Origin of the sequence: Thalassomonas sp. RHCl1 (genome assembly GCF_947387555.1) — a bacterium.
In the GTDB taxonomy this organism is placed as follows: Bacteria; Pseudomonadota; Gammaproteobacteria; order Enterobacterales; family Alteromonadaceae; genus Thalassomonas.
Genome location: NZ_CANDNZ010000001.1, coordinates 1,191,924 through 1,214,005, shown reverse-complemented (window position 1 = coordinate 1,214,005; position 22,082 = coordinate 1,191,924). Strand labels below are relative to the sequence as shown.

At 49.1% G+C, this 22,082-nt stretch carries 13 protein-coding genes; 10 read left to right on the top strand and 3 right to left on the bottom strand.

The window, feature by feature from the left end; translation table 11 throughout:
* Positions 1 to 52 precede the first annotated feature (52 nt).
* Positions 53 to 736, bottom strand: a complete 684-nt coding sequence (locus QL234_RS05310) for an alpha/beta fold hydrolase (RefSeq protein WP_281556789.1) — start codon at positions 734 to 736, stop codon at positions 53 to 55.
* 218 nt (positions 737 to 954) lie between these two features.
* Between QL234_RS05310 and QL234_RS05305 the strand changes: the two genes are divergently transcribed.
* The 4 genes from QL234_RS05305 to QL234_RS05290 all read left to right on the top strand — a co-directional run bounded on the left by QL234_RS05305 (position 955) and on the right by QL234_RS05290 (position 4,860).
* A complete protein-coding gene (locus tag QL234_RS05305) occupies positions 955 to 1,932 on the top strand; it encodes a PHB depolymerase family esterase (RefSeq protein WP_281556788.1) in 978 nt (325 codons plus the stop codon).
* Positions 1,933 to 2,196: 264 nt separating this feature from the next.
* Complete coding sequence (locus QL234_RS05300) at positions 2,197 to 2,799, top strand: PEP-CTERM sorting domain-containing protein (RefSeq protein ID WP_281556787.1); 603 nt, start codon at positions 2,197 to 2,199, stop codon at positions 2,797 to 2,799.
* Between the two features lie 421 nt (positions 2,800 to 3,220).
* Positions 3,221 to 3,829 (top strand): PEP-CTERM sorting domain-containing protein, encoded by a 609-nt coding sequence (locus QL234_RS05295; protein WP_281556786.1) that lies wholly within the window; start codon positions 3,221 to 3,223, stop codon positions 3,827 to 3,829.
* 443 nt (positions 3,830 to 4,272) lie between these two features.
* Positions 4,273 to 4,860 (top strand): PEP-CTERM sorting domain-containing protein, encoded by a 588-nt coding sequence (locus QL234_RS05290; RefSeq protein ID WP_281556785.1) that lies wholly within the window; start codon positions 4,273 to 4,275, stop codon positions 4,858 to 4,860.
* Positions 4,861 to 5,174: 314 nt separating this feature from the next.
* Here QL234_RS05290 and QL234_RS05285 read toward each other — a convergent pair whose 3' ends face one another.
* A complete protein-coding gene (locus QL234_RS05285; protein ID WP_281556784.1) occupies positions 5,175 to 5,933 on the bottom strand; it encodes a 3-hydroxybutyrate dehydrogenase in 759 nt (252 codons plus the stop codon).
* Between the two features lie 442 nt (positions 5,934 to 6,375).
* Here QL234_RS05285 and QL234_RS05280 point away from each other — a divergent pair, with 442 nt between their 5' ends.
* A complete protein-coding gene (locus QL234_RS05280) occupies positions 6,376 to 8,667 on the top strand; it encodes a TonB-dependent receptor (RefSeq protein WP_281556783.1) in 2,292 nt (763 codons plus the stop codon).
* A gap of 133 nt (positions 8,668 to 8,800) precedes the next feature.
* Positions 8,801 to 9,499, top strand: coding sequence for a response regulator transcription factor (locus QL234_RS05275; RefSeq protein WP_281556958.1), 699 nt, complete (start codon positions 8,801 to 8,803; stop codon positions 9,497 to 9,499).
* 21 nt (positions 9,500 to 9,520) lie between these two features.
* Here the strand turns inward: QL234_RS05275 and QL234_RS05270 are convergent, their stop codons facing one another.
* The gene (locus QL234_RS05270) at positions 9,521 to 13,090 is read right to left on the bottom strand and encodes a PAS domain-containing hybrid sensor histidine kinase/response regulator (protein WP_281556782.1); all 3,570 of its coding nucleotides are present in this window, start codon (positions 13,088 to 13,090) and stop codon (positions 9,521 to 9,523) included.
* A 185-nt stretch (positions 13,091 to 13,275) separates the two neighbouring features.
* Here QL234_RS05270 and QL234_RS05265 point away from each other — a divergent pair, with 185 nt between their 5' ends.
* The 4 genes from QL234_RS05265 (at position 13,276) to QL234_RS05250 (ending at position 21,993) form a co-directional block, all read left to right on the top strand.
* Entirely contained in the window at positions 13,276 to 14,457 is a 1,182-nt protein-coding gene (locus QL234_RS05265) for an MFS transporter (RefSeq protein WP_281556781.1), read from the top strand.
* A gap of 33 nt (positions 14,458 to 14,490) precedes the next feature.
* Positions 14,491 to 15,420, top strand: a complete 930-nt coding sequence (locus QL234_RS05260) for an alpha/beta hydrolase (RefSeq protein WP_281556780.1) — start codon at positions 14,491 to 14,493, stop codon at positions 15,418 to 15,420.
* 853 nt (positions 15,421 to 16,273) lie between these two features.
* Positions 16,274 to 20,011 (top strand): PKD domain-containing protein, encoded by a 3,738-nt coding sequence (locus QL234_RS05255; protein WP_281556779.1) that lies wholly within the window; start codon positions 16,274 to 16,276, stop codon positions 20,009 to 20,011.
* Positions 20,012 to 20,046: 35 nt separating this feature from the next.
* Positions 20,047 to 21,993, top strand: a complete 1,947-nt coding sequence (locus QL234_RS05250; RefSeq protein WP_281556778.1) for a Hint domain-containing protein — start codon at positions 20,047 to 20,049, stop codon at positions 21,991 to 21,993.
* The last annotated feature ends 89 nt before the right edge of the window (positions 21,994 to 22,082 follow it).

Below are 22,082 nucleotides of genomic sequence, written 5' to 3'. Positions count from 1 at the left end.
ATTGCACAAAATCGCCTAAGCGGCGAAAATATCTCCGCCAACATTTGCCGGGCTATTGAATTAAACTGAGCTGCAACGCGGCGGTATCAGACTGTAAACCAAAGTGTCCCAGGACATAGGTAAAGCTGTTATCTTCCGACCAGATACGGCTAGTGTGCAAGCCGGAAACACTGCAAACACCGGTGGCACAAACCACCTGGTCAATATTGCTTTTAATGGAATACACTTTATCCGCCAGTACCTGGCCATCTAATGCCTGAAGAAAAGGACTTTGCACCGACAGTCCGGATGCGCCGCAGGTAGAAGACCAGACATTAAAAGGATAAACCCCGCAGCTCCACAAGCCCCGGAAGGCGCCGGCAATCCCGACAAAAGTATCTATTGATGCCGCGACGTTCAGCTGGACAATTTGCTGCGCCGCCAAAGTCCCGCCCATAGAGTGGGTGATAACATCAATTTTGCCGCTGCAGGAGTTGGCAATCGCCGCGGTGATGGCTTCTTTTACCGGCACTTCTTCACTGCCGCTGTGATCATTGCAAGCGGCGCAGGTTTTTGAGCCCCAGTCAGGGCGATAAATATCATCGCTACTGTAATTGTTTTCAAGTAATAACTGATAGGTATTATCCCAGCTATCGATACTGGCACTGTTACCATGCACCAGGACAACACTGTCTTTACAGGCAAAAACATGTCCCGAGATCACTAAAGTTAAGTATATCAAAAGATTAAGTTTCATTATTTTCTTCCTTTAAAATAAATCATCCCATTGACTCTAATCCCTGATGCCAAAAAACGACATGCTACTTTTGTCCCGCAAGCCCTTGTGCATCCCCAAAAAACACGGCAGGCGCCCGGGCGAGACAAAAAATAGCCAAAAGGAACTAAAGTAGCATTGCCTAAAAACCGTGTTAGCCGTCATGATAAAAGCTACCTCAGGTTTTAAAGGAATATGCCATGAACAAAATCTCCCACGGGCAAATATTAAATCTTCTTTTTCTCTGCACCCTGTATGTCGCGGCCTGCACTATTTGGCCAAAGCCGGTTTTAGCTTTTTATTTACCCTCAGCTGCCTCAGGGCACCAGGGAATAACTGCACTGGAAAACTTTGGCGATAACCCCGGGGAGTTAAAGGCCTATATCCAGCTCCCCAGCCAGCCGAAGGGGGCCAAGCTGGTGGTGTTGCTGCATGGCTGTGTCCAGGAAGCGAAAATCTTTGCCGGTGACAGCGGTATGGGAACACTGGCCCGGGAAAAAAATGCCATTTTGTTGTTACCTGAACAACAAAAAACCAATAATGTCGCCAACTGCTTCAACTGGTTTTCCCAAAATGATATCAGCAAACATTCCGGAGAAATGTTATCCCTGTTTAATATGATCACCTACAGCCAAAAAAAGTACCAAGCCAGCGAAGTTTTCATTGCCGGTTTATCCGCCGGGGGCGCCATGACAGCGGCTTTATTGGCTAATTATCCTGACTTGTTTACCGCGGGCGCCATCATAGGCGGTTTACCCTATCAATGTGCCAGCAATTTAATCAAAGCCATCGCCTGTATGAAAAGCGGCCCAGGTAAAAGTACCCAGGAATTTATCGATATCGTATTACAGCAGCATCCCAAGCGAAGCAAGTGGCCCAGGCTCACCATCTGGTCCGGGACAAAAGATACCGTAGTAAATCCGAAAAACGCCACGGTACTGGCACAACAATGGGCAGGATTAAACGGTATAACACAGGCCAATAACACCATAGAACATGATGAATACCTGATCAGAGAATGGCGTAATAACAAAAATGAAATATTGGTAAAACAGGTTGAAATGCTCAACCTTAAACACGGATTACCGGTAACCCCTAAACAGACTCCCCCGGCAGACTACATGTTGGCGGCCCCTTTATCAGCCGTCACCGAAATTGCAAAATTTTGGCAATTATAATCCTGATTTTTCCGGCAAGAACAAGTAACACATCAGCCCATAGCCAGTTTTTATGGGCTGGACTCTTGTAAAAACATTCACCGGCTCCCAGATCAGACGACATTTCCCTGTCTGTTTTTTATACAACCATAATCATCAAACTTTACACATCACTCATAAGTCATAGATTTTTATGTAAAAATCATTGTTGGCTTAATATCTGCAATTTCCTCCCTATACGCCAACCGGCACTCATTTACTAAAGTTATACCTGAGGAAGTTATTATGAAGAAGTTAATATCTCTTGTTTTAACCGTCACTGTTTTACTTTGGGGAGCAAGCGCTTCTGCATCTTTAATGGGCGATGAAGTCTTTTTAACTTGTATGCAATCAAGTGGTTCAGATCATGAACTCTGTGAAGGTAACGGTGCCCTGCCGGCCACAGTCGGTGCCGATGTCGAATACCCCGACTATTTTAATTTCGAAAATTCCCTCAGTATCGACGTCAACGCTAATTCTATCTGGGTAACCTTTGATAACGGTCCTTTCTGCGGCTGGTTCACCTGCGACGGCCAGGGCTTATTAGAATTCTGGTTAACAGATCTTCACTGGGTTGATATGCCCGATGCTATTATTACCGGTATAGACGTCATCACCAATATGACAGGCGTACAAACCGGATACGGCGATCACAGCGTACACTTTGCCTTACCGGAAACCGACGTAGACAGCAGTATGTTTCTCCATATTAACCTGATAACCGACCATGATAACCTGATAGCCGACCCTGATGTCGACGTTCCTGAGCCAGGCACCTTGGTTTTATTTGCTTTAACTCTGTCAGGATTAGCTTATAACAGACGAAAAAAATCTGTCGTAACCAAGTAATAAAGTCCAGACAACCACCTGACAACTAAGCTCGCCCTGGCGAGCTTTTTTATATCTACACACCTGACTCCAATTAACTGACTCCCGTGTTACGATAAGCTTTCATCAAGAAGTTGCACCTTAAACGAGCAAAAACTTTTTTTTAATGTGCAAACCAATAACCAGTAACCTGCTGCACTATAAAAATATTCACTTTAACAAAGCAGGTAGAAAGACTGTTATTTCAAATCACCTATTGTGAATAGTTTTTCTTAAAAGCCATATATAACAAGGCTGAAAGTGATAATTTTCATTAGCCCGAATGACATTAAATAACAATAGCCTTGCCTGTTTTTCCCGACAATCTTTTTTGGCTTAATTTCTGCAGGTTGTTCTAGCTTTGCCCCATATCATTACAACAGCAAGTTAAGAGGAAGTTATTATGAAGAAGTTAATATCTCTTGTTTTAACCCTGGGTCTATATTTTTTTGGGGCTCATACCTCAGCCTCTTTAATAGGAGATGAAATATTTTTATCCTGTATGCAAGCTGGCGGCAGTGACCATCCATTGTGTGAAGGCAACAGCGACATTCCGGCCATAGTGGGTGAAGATATTGAGTATCCCGATTACTTTAATTTCAAAAACTCCCTCAGTATTGATATAAACGCTGATTCAATCTGGTTGGCTTTTGATGGTGGTCCGTATTGTGGCTGGTTTACTTGCGATGACGGTGACTTTTTAGAGTTTTGGTTATACGATCTCGACTGGCTGGATATCATAGATAACAAACTGGTAAGTTTAGATATCACCACCAATATGACAGGAGTAAAAACGGGATTCACCGATCACAGTGTCCATATTGCCCTGCCGGAAACAAGAGTCACCAGCGATATGTTCCTCCATATAGGTTTAGTCACCAGTAATGATACCGGGCAATTAAGAAGAAATGACGACACCGGCGTTCCTGAGCCGGGCAGCTTGGTTTTATTAACTTTAGCGCTGGCTGGTTTACTTTATTACCGCCGCAGAAAAGTTCATTCCTTACTTTAATAGTCAAAGAAGACTACAGAAAATATACAGCCCGCCATTGCGGGCTTTTCTCTTAAAAACCCCCCTCGACAAAAGGTCGAATTTCCCTCAACTCCCGCCCTAAACTGTATATTTTTCACACAGCTCAATGTCAATTTTCTAAACACCTTAAATTTGCCGTCTATAATATACAGGTTTAACTGATAAACATTATCTTGACTGAATACCTGCTATTACCTGTGTGCTCGTACAGAGCTATCTTATTTACTGAAGATTTATATCGAAGAAATGTCTCAAACTGTCCATTTTTTATACACTTCACTGTCGATTTTCTAAACACCTTAAATTTGCCGTCTATAAGATACAGATTTAGCTGATAAATATTATCTTGGCTTAATACCTGCTGCTACCTGTTTGCTCGTACAGAGCTGTCTTATTTACTGAAGATTTATATCGAGGAAATAATGATGAAAAAACTATTAGCTTATCTATTCACCGCAACGGTTTTATGCTGGGGAGCAACCGCCTCAGCATCGTTAATGGGTGACGAAGTTCTCTTATCCTGTATGCAAAGCGGCGGCTCTCCTGAGCCGGCATGTGAAGGCAATGGCGAGATGCCTGCCATAGTCGGCGCCGATGTAGAATATCCCGATTACTTTAATTTCCAAAATTCCATCAGCATAGACATAAGTGCCGAGTCTATTTGGGTGACCTTCGATAATGGTCCCTATTGCGGCTGGTTCACTTGTGACGGCCAGGGTTACCTGGACTTTTGGTTAACCGACCTCGACTGGCGTCATGCAGATGGCAGTTTGATGGACGGGGAGATTGTCGGTATTGATGTCATCACCAATATGAGCGGAGTGCTCACGGATTGGGGGGCACACAGCGTACACTTCTCCTTACCGGAAACCCAAGTCACCAATGATATGCATTTACACATTGATCTGATCACCCGCCACGGCGATGTGCCTGAGCCGGAAACTCTGGCAATTTTTGCTTTAGCCCTGACCGGCTTAGGTATTTTCCGACGCAGGAAAATTCAATCTTAAATGCTGTTATCCTCAAAGACGCTAATAACTCCAAGTAAATAATAAAACTAATAACACACGTAAAATAGCCCGCCTCGCGGGCTTTTTACTTTCTTGCTGTCTAATAAACCGTTAGCGCCGCTAAAGCTATTGGGCAATCCGGCCCAAATCCAATGCCAGATTTGTCCCGATAAACAAACAGGCGATGTTGCTTGCCTGGCTCAAAGATAACCGACAAATGCTATTGGGCAGTCCAGCCTAAATCCAGTGCCAGGCTTGCCCCGGTAAATGAACGGGCAATGTTGCTTGCCTGGCTTAGAGATAACCGACAAATGCTATTGGGCAGTCCAGCCTAAATCCAGTGCCAGGCTTGCTCCGGTAAATGAGCGGGCAATATCGCTGGCAAGATAGGCGACAAATGCCCCGACCTCCTCCGGTTCGATTAATTTCTTGATGGCGGCATTTTTCAGCATCACCTCAGAAATCACATCATCCGGTGACATATTATTGTTCAGTGCCTGTGCCAATATCTGCTTATCCACGAGAGGGGTTTTTACGTAAGCAGGACAAATGGCATTGACGGTAATGCCATGCTCTCCTCCCTCCAGCGCCGCGGTTTTCGTGAGTCCCAACAAGCCATGTTTGGCGCTGATATAGGCTGATTTATAGGGGGAGGCTATCATGCCGTGTACCGAGGCAATATTAATCACCCGGCCCCAGCCCTTTTTCTTCATATAAGGCCAGGCATACTTAGTCAGCAGGAAGGGGGAAGTGAGCATCACAGCCAGCATCTTTTCCCAGGTATCTTCGGGAAAGTTAGCCAGCTGACAGACATGCTGAAAACCGGCATTATTGACCAGCACATCGACACTGCCATGCGATTCCGCCGTAGATTCAATTAACCTGAAATTATCCTTGGCTGAAGATAAGTCTGCCTGAACGAAATCACAATCGAGCTCTTCCGCGGCAGCTAACCCCAGCTCTTTGGATAAATCTGCAATCACGACGGTATGGTTGGCTTCTGATAAGGCTTTGGCGGCGGCAAAACCAATACCACTGGCGCCGCCGGTGACAACAGCTATTTTATTGTTCATATCCACACTCCTGTGTTAATTAATGATGTCACCAGGTGACACTCCCTGCTATTTATCCCGTTTTCTCAGCTCTTTTCCTTAACGGATCAAAAATCAGTTAAGCGGACATTGATATAATTTCAAGTAAAATCTGATATTTAATGCTATTTTTTGCAGGAAAGGCAATATCGAAGCAAACAGAGCCGTATTTAGTTAATTAACAGTATTGATTCAGGAAAAATGGTAAAGCAAAGGGCTGAGAGACCAAATACTACTATAGTACACATTGTTTTTACGCTTTTTTACGTTAGAGTCGTTAGTTAACAAAGACATATCTGCAGCCATTAAACATCTGGGAAAAGTGGTCATAAGAGTTTTACAAAAAACATGCTGGAATATGTTGATAACCCGGTGCTTTTTTCGATAGAAAAAATCGGCACCAACACTAAGGAAAGGGATCGCAATGAAGCAGCTAAAATCAACCCGGTGTTATCTTGCCCTGGCAATTGCCGGCGCATTAAACGGCAACCTCGCAACCGCCGCCCCAACCGCATCCGGTGCAGCCGATAACGACACCACAGGCTCGCTGGAGCATATTGAAGTTACCGCACGCAGAACCGTAGAAAACCTGCAGCAAGTGCCCGTTTCCATCACCTCTGTCGGGGCCGAGCAGTTGGCACAAAACGGGATCAGCATCCTGACCGAGGTCCAGCAATTCACCCCAAATACCACTTTACAGCGCAGCCGGGGCACCAATTCCACCTTAACCGCCTTTATCCGCGGGGTTGGCCAGGAAGATCCCCTCTGGGGTTATGAGCCCGGAGTCGGTATCTATATCGATGATGTTTATATCGCCCGTCCCCAGGGAGCGGTGCTGGATATTTTGGATGTCGAGCGGGTAGAAATCCTGCGCGGTCCCCAGGGCTCTTTATACGGTAAAAATACCATAGGGGGCGCCATTAAATATGTAACCCGGGCCATGACCGGCGAGAGCGAGTTTAGCATCAATACTACGGTGGGAGACTACTCCCGCCGGGACGTGCAAATTTCCGGACAAGTGCCCTTAATAGATGACGAGCTTTACCTGGGGTTTGCCGGTGCCCGCCTCACCCGCGACGGTTTTGGCGAGTTTATCACCTCAGATCTCGATAATCAGGACAGGGAAAATTACAACAAAGATGTCTTTGCCGGCAGGCTAACACTGGAATACAGCCCAAGCGATGCGCTTTTTATCCGCCTCAACTATGATAAAACCGACGACGACTCCAATGCCAAAGGGGGTTACCGCCTGATACCCAGCCTGTTAACTCAAGCCCCCGTGCCCGACAGTGTTTACGACTCTTATACCAGTTTACCTACCTGGAACGAAGTGGAAACCGAGGGCCTGAGCCTGACCGTCACTTATGACATTAATGATAGCTGGTCGTTTAAGTCCACCACTGCCCGCAGGGAAAGCGACTCCCGCACCAATATAGACTTTGACAATACCAGTTTGCGTATCTTTGATGTACCGGCGATTTATGACGACGAACAGTTTAGCCAGGAATTCCAGCTTAACTATAACTCGGACAAACTCACTCTGGTATCCGGTCTTTATTATTATGACGGCGAGTCCTGCGGCACCTTTGACGCCATATTGGAAGTACTGGGCAATGCTATCGGCGAGCAAGGACTTACCCGGGAAGTAAGCGGCTGTAATAACAGCGAAAGTTACGCTATTTATGCCCAGGGCAGTTATGATTTAACCGATAAGTTATCCATGACCTTAGGGGCAAGGTATACCCGCGAAGAAAAAGACGCCCTGGTCAAAAATGGCGTTATTACCCAAACCATCTACCCGGACTCCGGCTGGGTGCCGGGATATATTCGCAACGAGGCAACCATCAATGCTTTTATACCTACCGTACTGGATGACTCCGAAACCTGGTCCAGATTTACCCCACGACTTGGCCTTGAGTACCAATACCACAGGGATATGATGCTTTTTGCCAGTTATGCCCAGGGCTTTAAATCGGGCACCTTCAACCCCAGGGCTGAAATGGCCGAGCCTGCCGCAGATCCGGAACTGGTAGACTCCTTTGAAATCGGCATCAAAAGCGAGTGGTTTAACAGCCTGCGGGTCAACGCTACCCTCTTCTATCTGGACCACAAAGACAGACAATTTGTCACTGTGCTGCCGGGAGAAAGTGCTGCCGACTTAAACCAGCGCCTGGGCAATATCGGCACATCCGATGCCAGCGGCGCGGAAATAGAACTCCAGTATGCCGCCACCGACAGCCTGAGCCTGTTCGCCACTATCGGCACCATAGACTCTTCCTTTGACAAGGTAAAGTCCTATGACGAAGAGGGCAATAAAATTGATATCAGCGACAGCTTCACCGTCAGCAATACCCCCAATACCACCATGAACCTCGGCTTTAGCTATGATTTTGACAGCCAGTACGGCAGCTTTGTCTTCAACGGCAATTATTATTACCGCAGCAGTTATGACTTGACCGTCACCGACAACCTGTTAACCCAGGAAGGTTACGGCTTAGCCAACCTGGGACTGACCTGGTACAGCAATAACGATCACTGGCAGGCCAGTTTACAATGGAAGAATATCACAGACAAAGAATACCTGGTGGGCAACTATGCCTTTGTCACCCCGAATGATGACGGCGGCTATCTCCCGGGACTCGGGGGAGACACTACCTTGATTGGTTATTACGGCGACCCGGAAACCGTCGCCTTGTCACTCAGTTACAGCTTTTAATCCTGAATTTCCCAACCGCTTGCCCGCAAAACTAACCAAGTTGCGGGCAAGTCCCCCGGAATAATAATAGTCATATCAATCAAATTACTATAACGTATCACTAACCCCTTTATTACGGATGATAATGTTTACCATGAGCCTAAGCCAAGTCATAATTGCCGATGATCACCCCTTGTTCAGGGCGGCGCTGAAACAGGCCCTTTCCCAGTGTATCGCAGGCGAGAGCATAGAAAACGGCTCTGCGCAAGATGAAGCCATCCTGGAAACCGATAATTTCGACGGTTTGATCACGCTAATAGAAGCGCAGTCTGCCATAGAGCTGGTTTTCCTTGATTTGCATATGCCGGGCAGCACAGGATTTAGCGGACTCACCCGGCTGCTCAACCATTACCCTGACGTGGCGGTGGTGATGATCTCATCCGAAGACAACCCGGATATTATGCGTAAAGCCATAGACCTTGGCGCCTGTGCTTTTATCCCTAAATCCGCCGATTTCACCACGATTGCCCGGGCCGTCAATACCGTCACCGAAGGCAATACCTGGCTGCCGGAGAACTTATTGGCGGAGCAAAGCGGGCAGCTAGATCCCCGATCAGAGCAAAGTCCGGATAAAAAACTGGCGGAAAAACTGGCACAGTTAACCCCGCAGCAATATACGGTATTGGAGCTGATTGCCGACGGCCAGCTCAATAAACAAATTGCCTATCGGCTAAATATTCGTGAAACCACAGTTAAAAAACATGTTTCGGCGATTTTAGCCAAGTTTGAGATCAATAACCGCACCCAGGCGGGCATTGCCTTTCAGCAGCTGAATGCCGCCCACCACCATTAAGTAGCGGGAAGCCCGGACACCTTAATCCATTGCCCGGCTCTTGGTTTCGTCCGGTGTGCCCTTTAATTCCCTGATCAACCTTTTCAGTGCCATGGCTTTGATCGGTTTGCGGATAAAGCGGTACCCCGCCTCGATGACATGCGCCCGCACCGCTTCCCCGGGGTCGGCAGAATTAATGATACAGGAGATGGGCCATTGCCGGGTCGCCAGCAATTCCCGGGTTACATCCACCCCGTTACACCCTTCGCTTAAATGATAATCGGCAATCACCAAGATAGGTGCAAGCGTGCTGCCCGGGACATTTGCTAATACCGCTTCCAGCTGATGCTTATCTTCAACGGCAATCACCTGATAATCCCAGCTTTCCAGCAGCGACTGCATCGCCTGCAATACCCGGAGATCATTGTCGATGATCAGGATCTGCTCCGCCTTTTGTCCGCCGTGTAAAGGTACGATATTATCCTCCCGGTTTTGGCTCCGGGTCGCCGGCAGTGCCCGGGTTAAGTGAGCAACTTTTTCTTCTGCCCGTACGGCCGCAGCCAACTCAGGCGCATTTCCTTTGGGCAGGCGCAAGGTGAAGCCGGTGCCGCGACCAACCAGTGAATGCAAACCTATCGGCAAAGCCAATAACCGGGCGATACGGTCGCAAATGGCCAGGCCCAGTCCCAACCCGGGGGTATCCTGGCTGTCATTGATGCGTTCGAACTCTTTAAAAATCACCTCTTGCTTGTCACTTGCTATGCCCGGGCCGTTATCCCATACCTGCAGGGAAATAAATTGCCCCTGACGGCGAACCCCAAGCACTACCCGCCCCTGGCAACAATAATTCACGGCATTGGTCAGGAAGTTCTGCACAATACGCCTGAGCAGTTTTTTATCGCTGTAAACATAACAGCTAGACGGCTGGTAATGAAAGCGCACTCCCCTGTCCTGTGACAACAGGATAAATTCTTTTGCCAGCGGCGCCAGCACCTCGTCCAGGGGAAACACCGAATACCGGGTTTTGTACGCCCCGCCATCGAGTTTCGAGATTTCCACCAAATCCGAGAGCAGCATTTCTGCCGAGACCAGGGAGTCGCTGATATTCTCGGCAATGGCAGCAAAATCCGAGCCCCGGGCCTTTTGCTTGAGCATAGAAGTATATAAACTCAGGGCATTAAACGGCTGCATCAAATCATGGCTGGCGGCAGCCAGGAAACGGGTTTTACTCTGGTTGGCCCTTTCCGCTTCAAGCTTGGCCAGCGCCAGTTGTTCGGTTCTTTTTTCCACCCGCTTTTCCAGCAACTCATTGCTTTCTTTTAATGCCTTTTTGGCATTAACATGCTCGGTAATATCAGAAAAAGTGGTGACAAATCCCTTGCCCGGCATCGCCTGCCCCTGGATTTCCAAGACAATGCCCTTGGACCAGATACGCTGGTGATAATGGCGGCAGCCCCGGCGCATATAATCCAGACGCCGCGCTATCATGCCGTCGATATCCCCGGTTGGGATCACCCCGCGCTCGGCATTAAAACGCAACAGCTCAGCCACGGGTTTACCGACACAAAGTAATCCCGGCGGATAGTCCATCAACTCCAGATAACGTTGGTTCCAGGCCACCAGGCGCATATCGGCATCAATCACACTGATCCCCTGGTTGATGCTTTCAATCCCCGCCTGCAACAGCTCGCGGTTAAAGCGCAAGGCTTCATTGGCTTCATCGACGATATCGGCCACCGCTTCCAGCGGCATCTCCTGGCTTTGCACCGCGGCTTTCATCACCAGACGGGTGGAGGCCGAGCCTAACACCCCCGCCAGCTGTACCCTGACCCGGGCCACTAAAAAGTCGGACGCAGGTTTGGCCATTGCGTGCTTTTTATCGATTGACGAGAGAAAGTCATCGCTGGCCCCCTTGCCGACAAAGCGCCGCAACAGATTCGCCAGATCCGCTATGGTCAGCTTCATTTGCGGCATCGCAGGCGATTTATCCAAAAAAATGTCCGCCTGCAGTTTTTCACCGACACTGCGCCGTCCATAAAGAGACATCAAAATAAAAATAACGCCGTTGGCAAGCAAGCTGACCAATAAGCCATGGCTGATGGCATCAAGTTCCAGAGAAAATAATGACTGGGGGGCCAACCAATTTATCCCCCAGGGGCCGTGTTCGAGCCAGTGAGCCATAAACGGACTGTCGCCAAACAGGCCCGGTAACAATAAGGTATAACCCCACAGCAGGCTGCCGACGGCAAGTGCCGTCAACGCTGCATTTTTAGTGGCTTTTCGCCAGTACAGGGCGCCGAGGATCAAGGGGGCCAACTGGGCCATCAGCACAAAAGACAATAAGCCCAGACTCGCCAGGGTATCCTGCTGGCTGATCAGGCGTTCAAAAAATAAGCCCAGGCACAAAATGGCCACAATCGCCAAGCGGCGAATAAAAAGCAGAGAGCCGCCGGAATGCGGCTTTATCCGCACCATCAAGTGATCTAACCGGGAAAACGCTGAGTTAACTCCTTCTAACTTAAGCAATAGGGGATTCACAATTTCATTGGCGACCATAGTACTGAGCACTATGGTCGCCACTATCACCATACTGGCCGCTGCCGCCAAGCCGCCTAGATAGGCCACCACGCCCAGCCAGGCCTGCCCGGCAATCAACGGCAGGGTGAGCACATAACTGTCGGCACTGACTTCTCCCTGGCTAAAGGTTAACTGCCCGGCAATGGCAATGGGCAGCACAAACAGGTTGATCAATAGCAGGTACAGGGGGAAATAGTAGCGGGCAGATTTAAGTTCATCGCTGTGATGGTTTTCAATCATCATCATATGAAACTGCCGCGGCAGCACTAATATAGTGATCGCCCCCAATACCGCCTGGGAAAGGGCCGGATACAAACCATATTCACCGCCACCGGCGCCGGTATCAGGCAAGTTTTCCGGGGCCAAAGCAGATAAACTGAAAAAACCGTCAAACATCACATAGGTGACAAAAATCCCGACACAAAGAAACGCCAGCAACTTAACCACGGAGCTGAAGGCAATGGCCAGCACCAACCCCTGGTTTTGCTTGCTCGCCGCCAGCTGCCGGGTGCCGAACAGGATACTGAAAACCGTAAGCACTAAAGTGACCGCTACTATCGTCTGGCTGCCGCTTTGATGGGTGCCGGTAAGTAAATTAAAACTCGCACTCACCGCCCGCAGCTGCTGGGCAATATAGGGAATAGTGCCCACTAAAGCCACCAGGGTTACCAGACGGGCGATCCGGGCCGAGCGGCCATAGCGACAGGCAATAAAATCGGCGATGGAGGTAATATTCTGTTGCTTGCTTATTTTCAGGATTTTCAACAGCAGCGGCCAGGCCAGCACCAAAGTAAAAATAGTGCCGATATAAACAGGGGCAATCGCATAACCCGTTGTTGCCGCCTGCCCGACGGTGCCGTAAAACGCCCAGCTGGTACAACTCACCCCGAGGGACAAGCTATAAATGAAAGGCCGGCTGCGCCACTGTGAAACCGGTTGTTTTTCCCCGAGATAGGCGACTACAAACAACAAGGCCAGATAACCGAGGGAAAGCAGGGAAACCAGCCAGGTATCCATAGCTAGCCAGGCCTGCATAGCTGACTCCTTAAACCTGACCAACCAGAGCGGACCATAATATCTCCTCCATGAGTTTGCCCTTGAAATCAGCAGTTTAGCAAGTGGTTTCCCTATCCCCTATAGCACTAAGGTAGTAGATTTTTTTTCACCCGACTAAGGTAAGCTGAAATCACAATCGCTGCATCTGTTTGAAGGTAACATATATGCATATCAGCAACAAATATTTAATAGAAGGTATTGTTTTTGTTAGCTATATCTTATTCGCTATGGCCTGGGTCGGCGGTACTGCCAGCATGGGCAATATCATGTCGGCGATGTCGGTGGACTCCCTGGCCGATGCCAGCTTTATCAGCGGTGCGGTCACCTTAGCGAAAATCCTCGGCACTTTTATTGCCGCCTTGCTGGCGCTGAAACTCGGCCTGAAAAACGCCCTGTTGCTGTCCATGGTACTGATTGCCGTCGGCGTGCTGACGCCGTTATCGCCGAATTATTATTTGTTGTTGCTGAGCCGTTTTATTATGGGGCTGGGGGGCGCACTGATGATAGTGTATTTCAACCCTGTGGTGATGCGCTGCTTTAGCGCCAAAGAACGTCCTGTGGTGAACGGCTTAAATGCCGTGGCCTTTAATATAGGTACCGCCATCATTTTATATTTGATGGCAGATATCAATGCCTTCACCGGCGGCTGGCGCAGCAGTTTAATGCTGTTTTCCCTGGCCAGCCTGCTGCTTGGCGTAATATGGATGCTGGTGAAATTCGAGCAGGAGCAAAGTACCCCCGACAATCATAGCCAGACAAGTCCACAAGCCGATTACAGCTACCGCCACGCCTTAAAAGACAAATTCAACTGGGTCTACTCCCTTACTTATGCCGGACTCCTCTCCTTTTATATTTGCCTGTTCACTTTTTATCCCAGGGCCGGGATCAGCCAGAGCGCGCTGGTGATCACCTTCGGCATTTTAGGCACCCTGGCAGGCATCATCTACAGTTTAAAATTTCCCCGCCGCCTGCCGGTGATACGCTGGTCGGGACTGGTAATGATCGTCACCATCATCGGCTTGACCTTCAGCCCTTCCATCACAGTGAAAACCATTTGCGCTATGGTGCTTGGCTTTGTGATTTTTTTCCCTATTACCGCCCTGGTATCCCTGCCCCAGGAGTTGCCGCAAATGACCAGTGAAAAAATTACCATAGTGTTCAGTTTATTCTGGTCAATCAGCTATCTGATGACTACCTTGGTATTATGGTTATTCGGCAAGCTGGTGGATGTCAACCAGGGGGATTTTTCCCAGGCCTTTATTTTAATCACCCTGGTAAGCTCAAGCTTTTTTATCGGCAGCTTTTTCCTGCCGGAGCCCGCCAAAGCAAAACAACACACTAGTTAGCATAGAGCAAAGATCAAACAAGGATAGAGCAAGATGGATAAACAGGTATCACAAAAACTCCAGCCTTTTTTAACGGAAGTTAACCGCCTGATCGCCCAGGCCAAAGCCGATAATATTATCCCCACCCCGGAGCTGGTGCGTACCAACTTAAATAACCTGGCACAATTTAATACCCGTATTCCCGACATAGGTTATAGCCGGGACAAAATAATCCGATCAGAGCAGGGAGAAACAGCTGTCAGGGTTTACAGCCCGGCACCGGATGAAAGCTTACCTGTGGTGATCTACTTTCACGGCGGCGGTCATATGTGCGGCAGTGTCGAACTCTACGATGCCATGTGCCGTAAGCTGGCGCTAGCCGGCCATAGCATTGTCATTTCGGTAGAATATCCGTTGGCGCCAGAGCATCCCTTTCCCGAAGGCATTTATGCCTGCTGGTCGGTATTAAGCCATTTTCGGGAGGTATTAACCGAGGTTGCTTATACTTCTGAGCTGATCATTGCCGGGGACAGCGCCGGCGGCAGTATCTGCACGGTACTGGCAATGCAAAACCAGGTTGAAAAAAGGGTCAGGATCGATAAACAAATCCTGATCTATCCCTGCGTGGATTACACCATGGCCATGCCTTCCATCACCAGCAATGGCCGGGGTTACCTGCTGGAAAGAGAAAAAATCGCCTGGTATTTTGATCATTATTTTCAGCAGGGAGAAAACCGGAAACATTATTCCCCCTTACACGGTTTAATCACCGCTGATTTGCCTAAAACCCTGATATTTACCGCTGAATTCGATCCTTTACGGGACGAAGGCCAGGCCTATGCCGAGGCGCTAGAGCAGGCAGGGGCTGACATCTCTCATCACCATTTTGAAGACATGATACATGCTTTTATCAACATCGAAGACCTGGTGCCGGAAGAGTGTCAGTTACTGTACGAAAAAGCCGGTGAGTTTATCCGCAGATAAAACAAACTCATCTTACAGATCTTGGCTCTGCTAGCCGCCAGTCAGCAGAGCCAAGATCTGTCATCACCTTGATAGTTTTCCCCCTGCCTTTATCTCAGGCTGATATCTGCTGTCTCAAGATCTCAGCTTGAAACTCTAAAACCGGGTTATTCCTCAGCGTAGAACACCTTGCGGAAGCTCCCCCTGATGGCACCGGCGCTTTACTATCAAGATAAAGCAAAGTGCGATCTTGCCCGCTATAGCCAAACTCCTCCAGGTAAGAGTCCTTTTTCCTATCAAAATATTAGCAATTTCTCCGTCAAAAAAATGTTTCAGTGGAAATATTTTGTTACATGAGAGCTCTGGACAAATAACTGGCTTAATATTAGCTATGCAGGCTAATTTTTAACGATAACATCTAGCCGTATCAGTCACACTTTTTCAGCCAATCGAGTGAAAACGCCTAATTATATTGGTCTTGAGCCCATCCCGTCCCACTACTGGGCTAACTGTCACAAATAAAACCTGACTAAAAGGTCAAATTCAAGCCATGTTGATTTTCGCGTATTGTATTTTTTTTGATCGAATCGTATAGTCCGACACGTCATAGTATTGTAAACGCTTTGTAACTAAGCACATTTATTGTATCTGACGCTAATCGACAGGAAGTCGTGCAGGAAGAGCCGGAACATTCTTGGTTGAATGTGAAGGCAAGGGACTCGTTATACCCGCCTTAATCTTCTGTGCATGTTAATTATATTTTGAGGATATTTACCCGGCGGGTATGTACACCATCAAAGTGCCGTAAGGCTTTTTTGAGGGCAAGCAGGTCACACCGGATTAAATCATGCTCAAGTCAAACATTGGAGGTATTATGAACAGTTACAGTAAAGTCATGCTCGCTGTATCTCTCGGTTTAACCAGTAGCTTATCGATGGCCGCTGAACCTGTATCCTATTTCAACAACCCCGCGGCTCTCGCCGGGATTAACAAATCATCCGACAAAAACCTGTTGCAAAAAGCAACGCCGCAGCAACAGGCCAAGGCATTAACCACACGCCTTAATAATATCCTGGACACCAGCGGCCAAAGCAAGCTGACTTTAATCGCTGAAACAGCCGATGAACAGCAACAGTTTTTAACCTACCAGCAAAGCTACCTGGGGTTTGAAGTCTGGAACCAGCAAGTGGTGATGCTGCTCGATGAACAGGGTAAAGTCAGCCAAAGCTATGGCAGCCTGCTTAAGGGCATCGAAAAAGATCTGCCTAAGCTGCCCGCCGTGTCACAGGAAAACAACCAAATACAGCTGGAGCAGTTTATCGCCAAACACTATAGCGATGAAGCCCGGGTATTCAGGAACCAGTCCGCCGAAGTCGTGATTTACCTGGATAAAAACAATACCGCCAAACTGGCCTATAAATTCAGCTTCTTCACCGATGTCGTCAATAACGACAGCCGCCCGGAAAAAGTGCTGGCATTTGTCGATGTCGCCAAAGGTGACTTGCTGGATAAATTTGATGTCCTGCACCGGGCAACCATAGAGGGCGGCAGCGGCCCTTCCGGTAATTTAAAAAATGTTAAAGACGATTATCGCGAGTCCGGCTACGCCAGCTATCCGCCAAGCACTTTTGTTGTCCGCAAGGAAAATAACGGCAACTCAGATACCTGTTACTTTGTCACCAGCAATGCCGACAGCCAGGATCTGTACAATGTTGAAACCCGGGATTACCAGGGGGCGGTGAATGCCGTCAATAACCCCTTCAGTTATGACTGCACCAATTCCAACCGTAATGATCATAAAACCATCAACACCGCGAAATCGCCGCTTAATGATGCCCATCACCACGGCCAGATCACCAGCTTGATGTACCAGGCCTACCTGGAACAAAAACCTTTTATCAATCAGCCGGTGATCCAAAATGTCCACTATGGCCAGAATATGGATCAAGCCTTTTATGAAAACGGTGAAATCTATTACGGCGACGGCGACTACCTGTTTTACCCTATGGTGGCCCTGGATGTGGTCGCCCATGAAATCGCCCACGGCTTCACCGCCGAATACGGCACAGGCTCAGAAAAGCAGATGATCACCGGCCAGGCCCGTGCCATTAACGAAGCCTTTTCCGATATGTCCGGCGCCGCGGCAGAGTTTTATTTGTACGGGCAAAACGACTGGCTCAGCAATTTCGAGTCCTATCAGCCGGACGGCCAGGCATTACGCTATATGGACGAGCCGACACAAGACGGCAAGTCCATCGCCCATGTCTATGATTATGAAACCTCCACCGAAGCCCATTACGGCGCCGGGGTTTTCAACAAGGCTTTCCACCGCCTGGCAACCATGCAGTTTGATGCCGAGCAGGGAGAAACCAGTCCCTGGAATACCAAGTTTGCCTTTATCGCCTTTGCCAACGCCAATAAAAAATGCTGGTTGGCCAACTCCAGCTATGAGCATGCCGCCGACTGTGTCATGCAGCAGGCATCCACCCTGGCCAATTTGATGAGCAATGAGGACATCACCAAGGCGGATAAAACCTACTGGAGCACAACTGAGCTGAAAAACCATATCCGTAAAGCTTTTGCCCTGGTCGGTATCACCTTAAAGGTTAACAGCGGCCTGGAAAGTGATTTTGGCCACAGCATGAAGTTTCTCGATTATAACTTCACCAACAGCTCACGCTTTAACGGCAACAACGTCAGCAACAACTCGGGTTATTCCTGGTTATGGAATTTTGGCCATAACAACCAAACCTCAACCCAGAAAACCCCGAGCCACAGCTTTCCCGCGGCCGGCACCTATGATGTCAGCTTAACCGCTACCCGGTTATCCTCGGGGGAGAAAGACACCTTTACCTTGCCAATCACGGTGGCCGATGATTATTGCTCGGCTTCCGGCGGCAGTTTCGACCGCTATTATGTCGGCTCAGTCACCATCAACGGCGTAACCCAGGCCAGCGGCGCCAGCGGCTACAGCGACTACACCGCCAACCCGGTCAGCATCCAGGACGGCAGCAGCTTTAATGTCACCATCAATGCCGGTAATGTCGAGTCCACCAATAATGTCTCCAAAGACTTTAAAATGTGGGTGGATAAAAACAACGACGGCCTGTTCCACAAAACCGACGAACTGGTGATCAATGCCACCGACACCAACAGTGTCACCCGCAGCATTTCGGTCTCGGGCAATGTCGGCGATGTCTTCAGGGCCCGGGTCGCGGTGTCCTTTGATATCTTAAAAACCGCCTGCGGCCAGTTCTCCTTGGGAGAAGCGGAAGACTACGACCTGGTTATTTCCGACAACCCCAACCCGCCGAGCATTACCGTACAGCCGCAGCAAAACATCGCCAACCAGGTGACGTTTAGCAACAGCACCAATGATGCCCGCATCCACAGCTGGGACTGGGATTTCGGCGACGGCTCGTTAACCGGCCACGACAAGTCTCCGGTACACAAGTATGAGAAATCCGGCAGTTATGATGTCAGCCTCAAGGCTTATGACAGCAATAACCAGCAAATCGCCAGCTGGGCGCAAACCATCAACTTTACCACCACTACCACGCCGCTGTTTACGCCGATCATCAACGGCAAACAAGTCACGGTCACAACCGACCAGAGCTTGATGCCCGAAGGCTCCACGGTATTGTGGGAGTTTGGCGATTCCACCACCACGGCATTAAAAGACTGGACCCATACCTATGCGGCTGACGGCACCTATAAGGTACGTCTGACCATCACCAACGATGACAACCCCGGCGGCAAATCCGTCGAGCAGGATGTGGTGATCGGCAGCAACGAATACCGTCCAAGCTTTGATTACAGCGTCACGGAAAATGCCGACGGCAGCTATGACGTCAGTTTCAACAATACCAGCACACGCCCGGATGATGCCTACTGGAGTAAAGCAGATCTGGCCTGGGTGTTCGGCGACGGCGCAACGAAAAGGCAAAATTGGGTCCCTTATGGTACAGACACCAGCCATACCTATGCCAGCGCAGGTACCTATACCGCAACGCTAAAAATCACCTACCGGGAAGAGAACGACTGGGTATTAAAAACGGTTGAAACTTCGGTATCGGTGAAATTACAACCCAGCGCCCCGGTGGAATATTGCCAGGCAACCGGTGTCACCGACTATGAGTACATCAACAAGGTAACCTTCGGCGGTACCAGCTTTACCACCGGCAGCAGCCAGAGTGCTGAGGTACACAACCCGGATCAGGCCATCAGTTTGACGGTGGGCCAGGATATCGCCTTTACCATAGAAGCCGGTTACCCGACCGCAGACAAATATGCCGAAAACTACCATGTCTGGATAGATCTGAACGGCGACGGCCAATTCGGCGATGGCGACTGGGTCAATGACAAGAGTGAATTGCTGATTGAGGAATTTGATCAAACCTCGGGACTTAACGGCAACGGCTCGGTCAGCGGCACTTTCCGTCTGCCCGGAGAAAAAATCCGAACCGGTACTACCCATACCCGTATGCGGATATTGCAATATTACGCTTCGAGCAGAACAGGTTCAATCAACCCCTGCTCGGATTACACCAGCTCAGTTACCAGTGGTAGCGGGGAAATTGAAGACTACCTAGTCGAAATAATAAAAAACTAACTCGCAATTAATAGCAATCAAGGAAGGAAAAAGAGATGAAAAAAACGTATTTGAAAGTGTTAATGCCTATGGCGCTGGCTTTGGCGGTCAGTCACAACCTGCAAGCAAGCACGGGGGCGACCTTGTCGCCGATCACCATCGCCGACCCGGCACAGAAAATCCAGGTCGAGCGTAATGAAGACGGTGTGCGCCGCCTGGACATGACCAACCCGAGCCACTATAAGCTGGTCAAGCAAAGACTGGCGCAGGCGGGTAAAGACTCAGCCCTGTTTCCACAGCTGCACAAAACCCTGGATGTCCAGAAAACGCAGCAGTTGAAACAAAAAGCCCTTAGCGGCAAAACCTACGAGATCAATACCGCCATTGATGAAACACAACTGGACCTGATCAAAAATGCCCATTTATTCCTGGAATACAATGTCGGTGTTTCTGAAGACAATAATGAACCTTACCTGCTGATCCGGGCAAAAAGCTCGGTATACGGCGGCACCAAGCAAACCTATATTGACTTATTGCTTGAAGACGGCAACGGCAACACCCTGGCGCCTATGGGCTCTACCTTTAACGTCTTAGACGGTAAAAATACCCTGGCCACTTCCCAGGTGCGTTTGAGCACGCTGAAACAGCAGTTCCCTAACCTGGAAACCATCTATGCCAGCTCTTATGTGGAAACGGAAGCCGCCGACGGCACCATCACTTCGGCGCTTAAATATACCGAATATCCTTTCTCCTGGGATCATATCGACAGCCTTTATCCCCAGGCAGCTTCAGCTAAGGACGGCGGTAAAACCCTGTCTTCGGTCACAGTGTTAAGCGACGGCAAGCCTACCTATACGCCAAAAGCCCCGGTGGATGTTAACACCGACGGCGTGATCAAGGTCTGTCTGAACCGTAACCATGCCGATTGTGACTATGCCGCGGATCAATACTTAGATCCCAACGAGATCACAGATGTTAACATTCCGTTTGACGGCGAAATCCGTATTCCGCATGAAATTGCCGAAATTTACCCGACGGATCTGGCACCGGAAAACCGCCCCAACGGCGTAGATGAACTCACCAACATCTACCTGCAGGAAGGTAACTACGGCGGCGCGACCAAGCAAAGCTACCTGGGCCTGGACAATAGCATCAAAAACTTCTCGGACTATATTTCGGCCCCGGAAGTGGTCACCAACCCGGACGGCTCTAAAGAAACCATCTTACGCTGGAACATTCCACGTGACGAAGGCCGTTTCGGTAATGCCAAGTTATTCTCCAACATCGCCGAAGCCAACTGGTACATCACCTTTGCTGCCAGCGGCTGGCCTTATTTCAACCATGGCCGCGGCGGTGCCGCCCAGCCGTTCCAGGTGTCCATCACCTCGGAAGCGGCGACCCGTTTCGGCAACTACTACAGCCCGGTACTGCCTAAAATCAAGTTAGGTTACAGCTGTTTGGCCAAAGGCACTATGATCACTATGGCCGACGGCAAGCAACGTCCTATCGAGAAGATTTTAGCCGGCGACATGGTTAAAGGTGCGGTAGCGAACAACCCGGCCACGGCCCAGCCAATGAAAGTGGTTGATGTTTCTATCGGTATCGAAGCGCTGCAAATGATCCGCATCACCCAGGCCAACGGCCAGGAGCTGCTGGTCACGGAAACTCACCCGGTATCTACCTCCAACAAAGGTATCGTCTGGGCGAAAGAGCTTGAAGAAGGCGACCGCGTGTTGACCGAAACCGGCTCGGCGTTGATCACTATGGTAGAAAGAGAGAAGTATAACGATAAGGTTTACAACCTTAAACTTGAGCCAATGGAAGGCGCCAATATTGCCGAAGGCAGCTACCTGGGCATGTTCGCCGGCCATACCTTACTGGGCGACCTGAGCACTCAGGACGAGCACAACTACAAAGATCAGTATATCCGTGAAAGCTCTGAAGAGATCCTCGAGCGTCTTGATGAGAAATGGAAAACTGACTACATCAACAGCCTGAAATAACAGCCCACCCGCATAATTACAGACTTGTCAAAGAGTAGCGTTGCTTGCAGCGCTACCTTTTTTCACCCTGAAATTGATGCGTCATCATA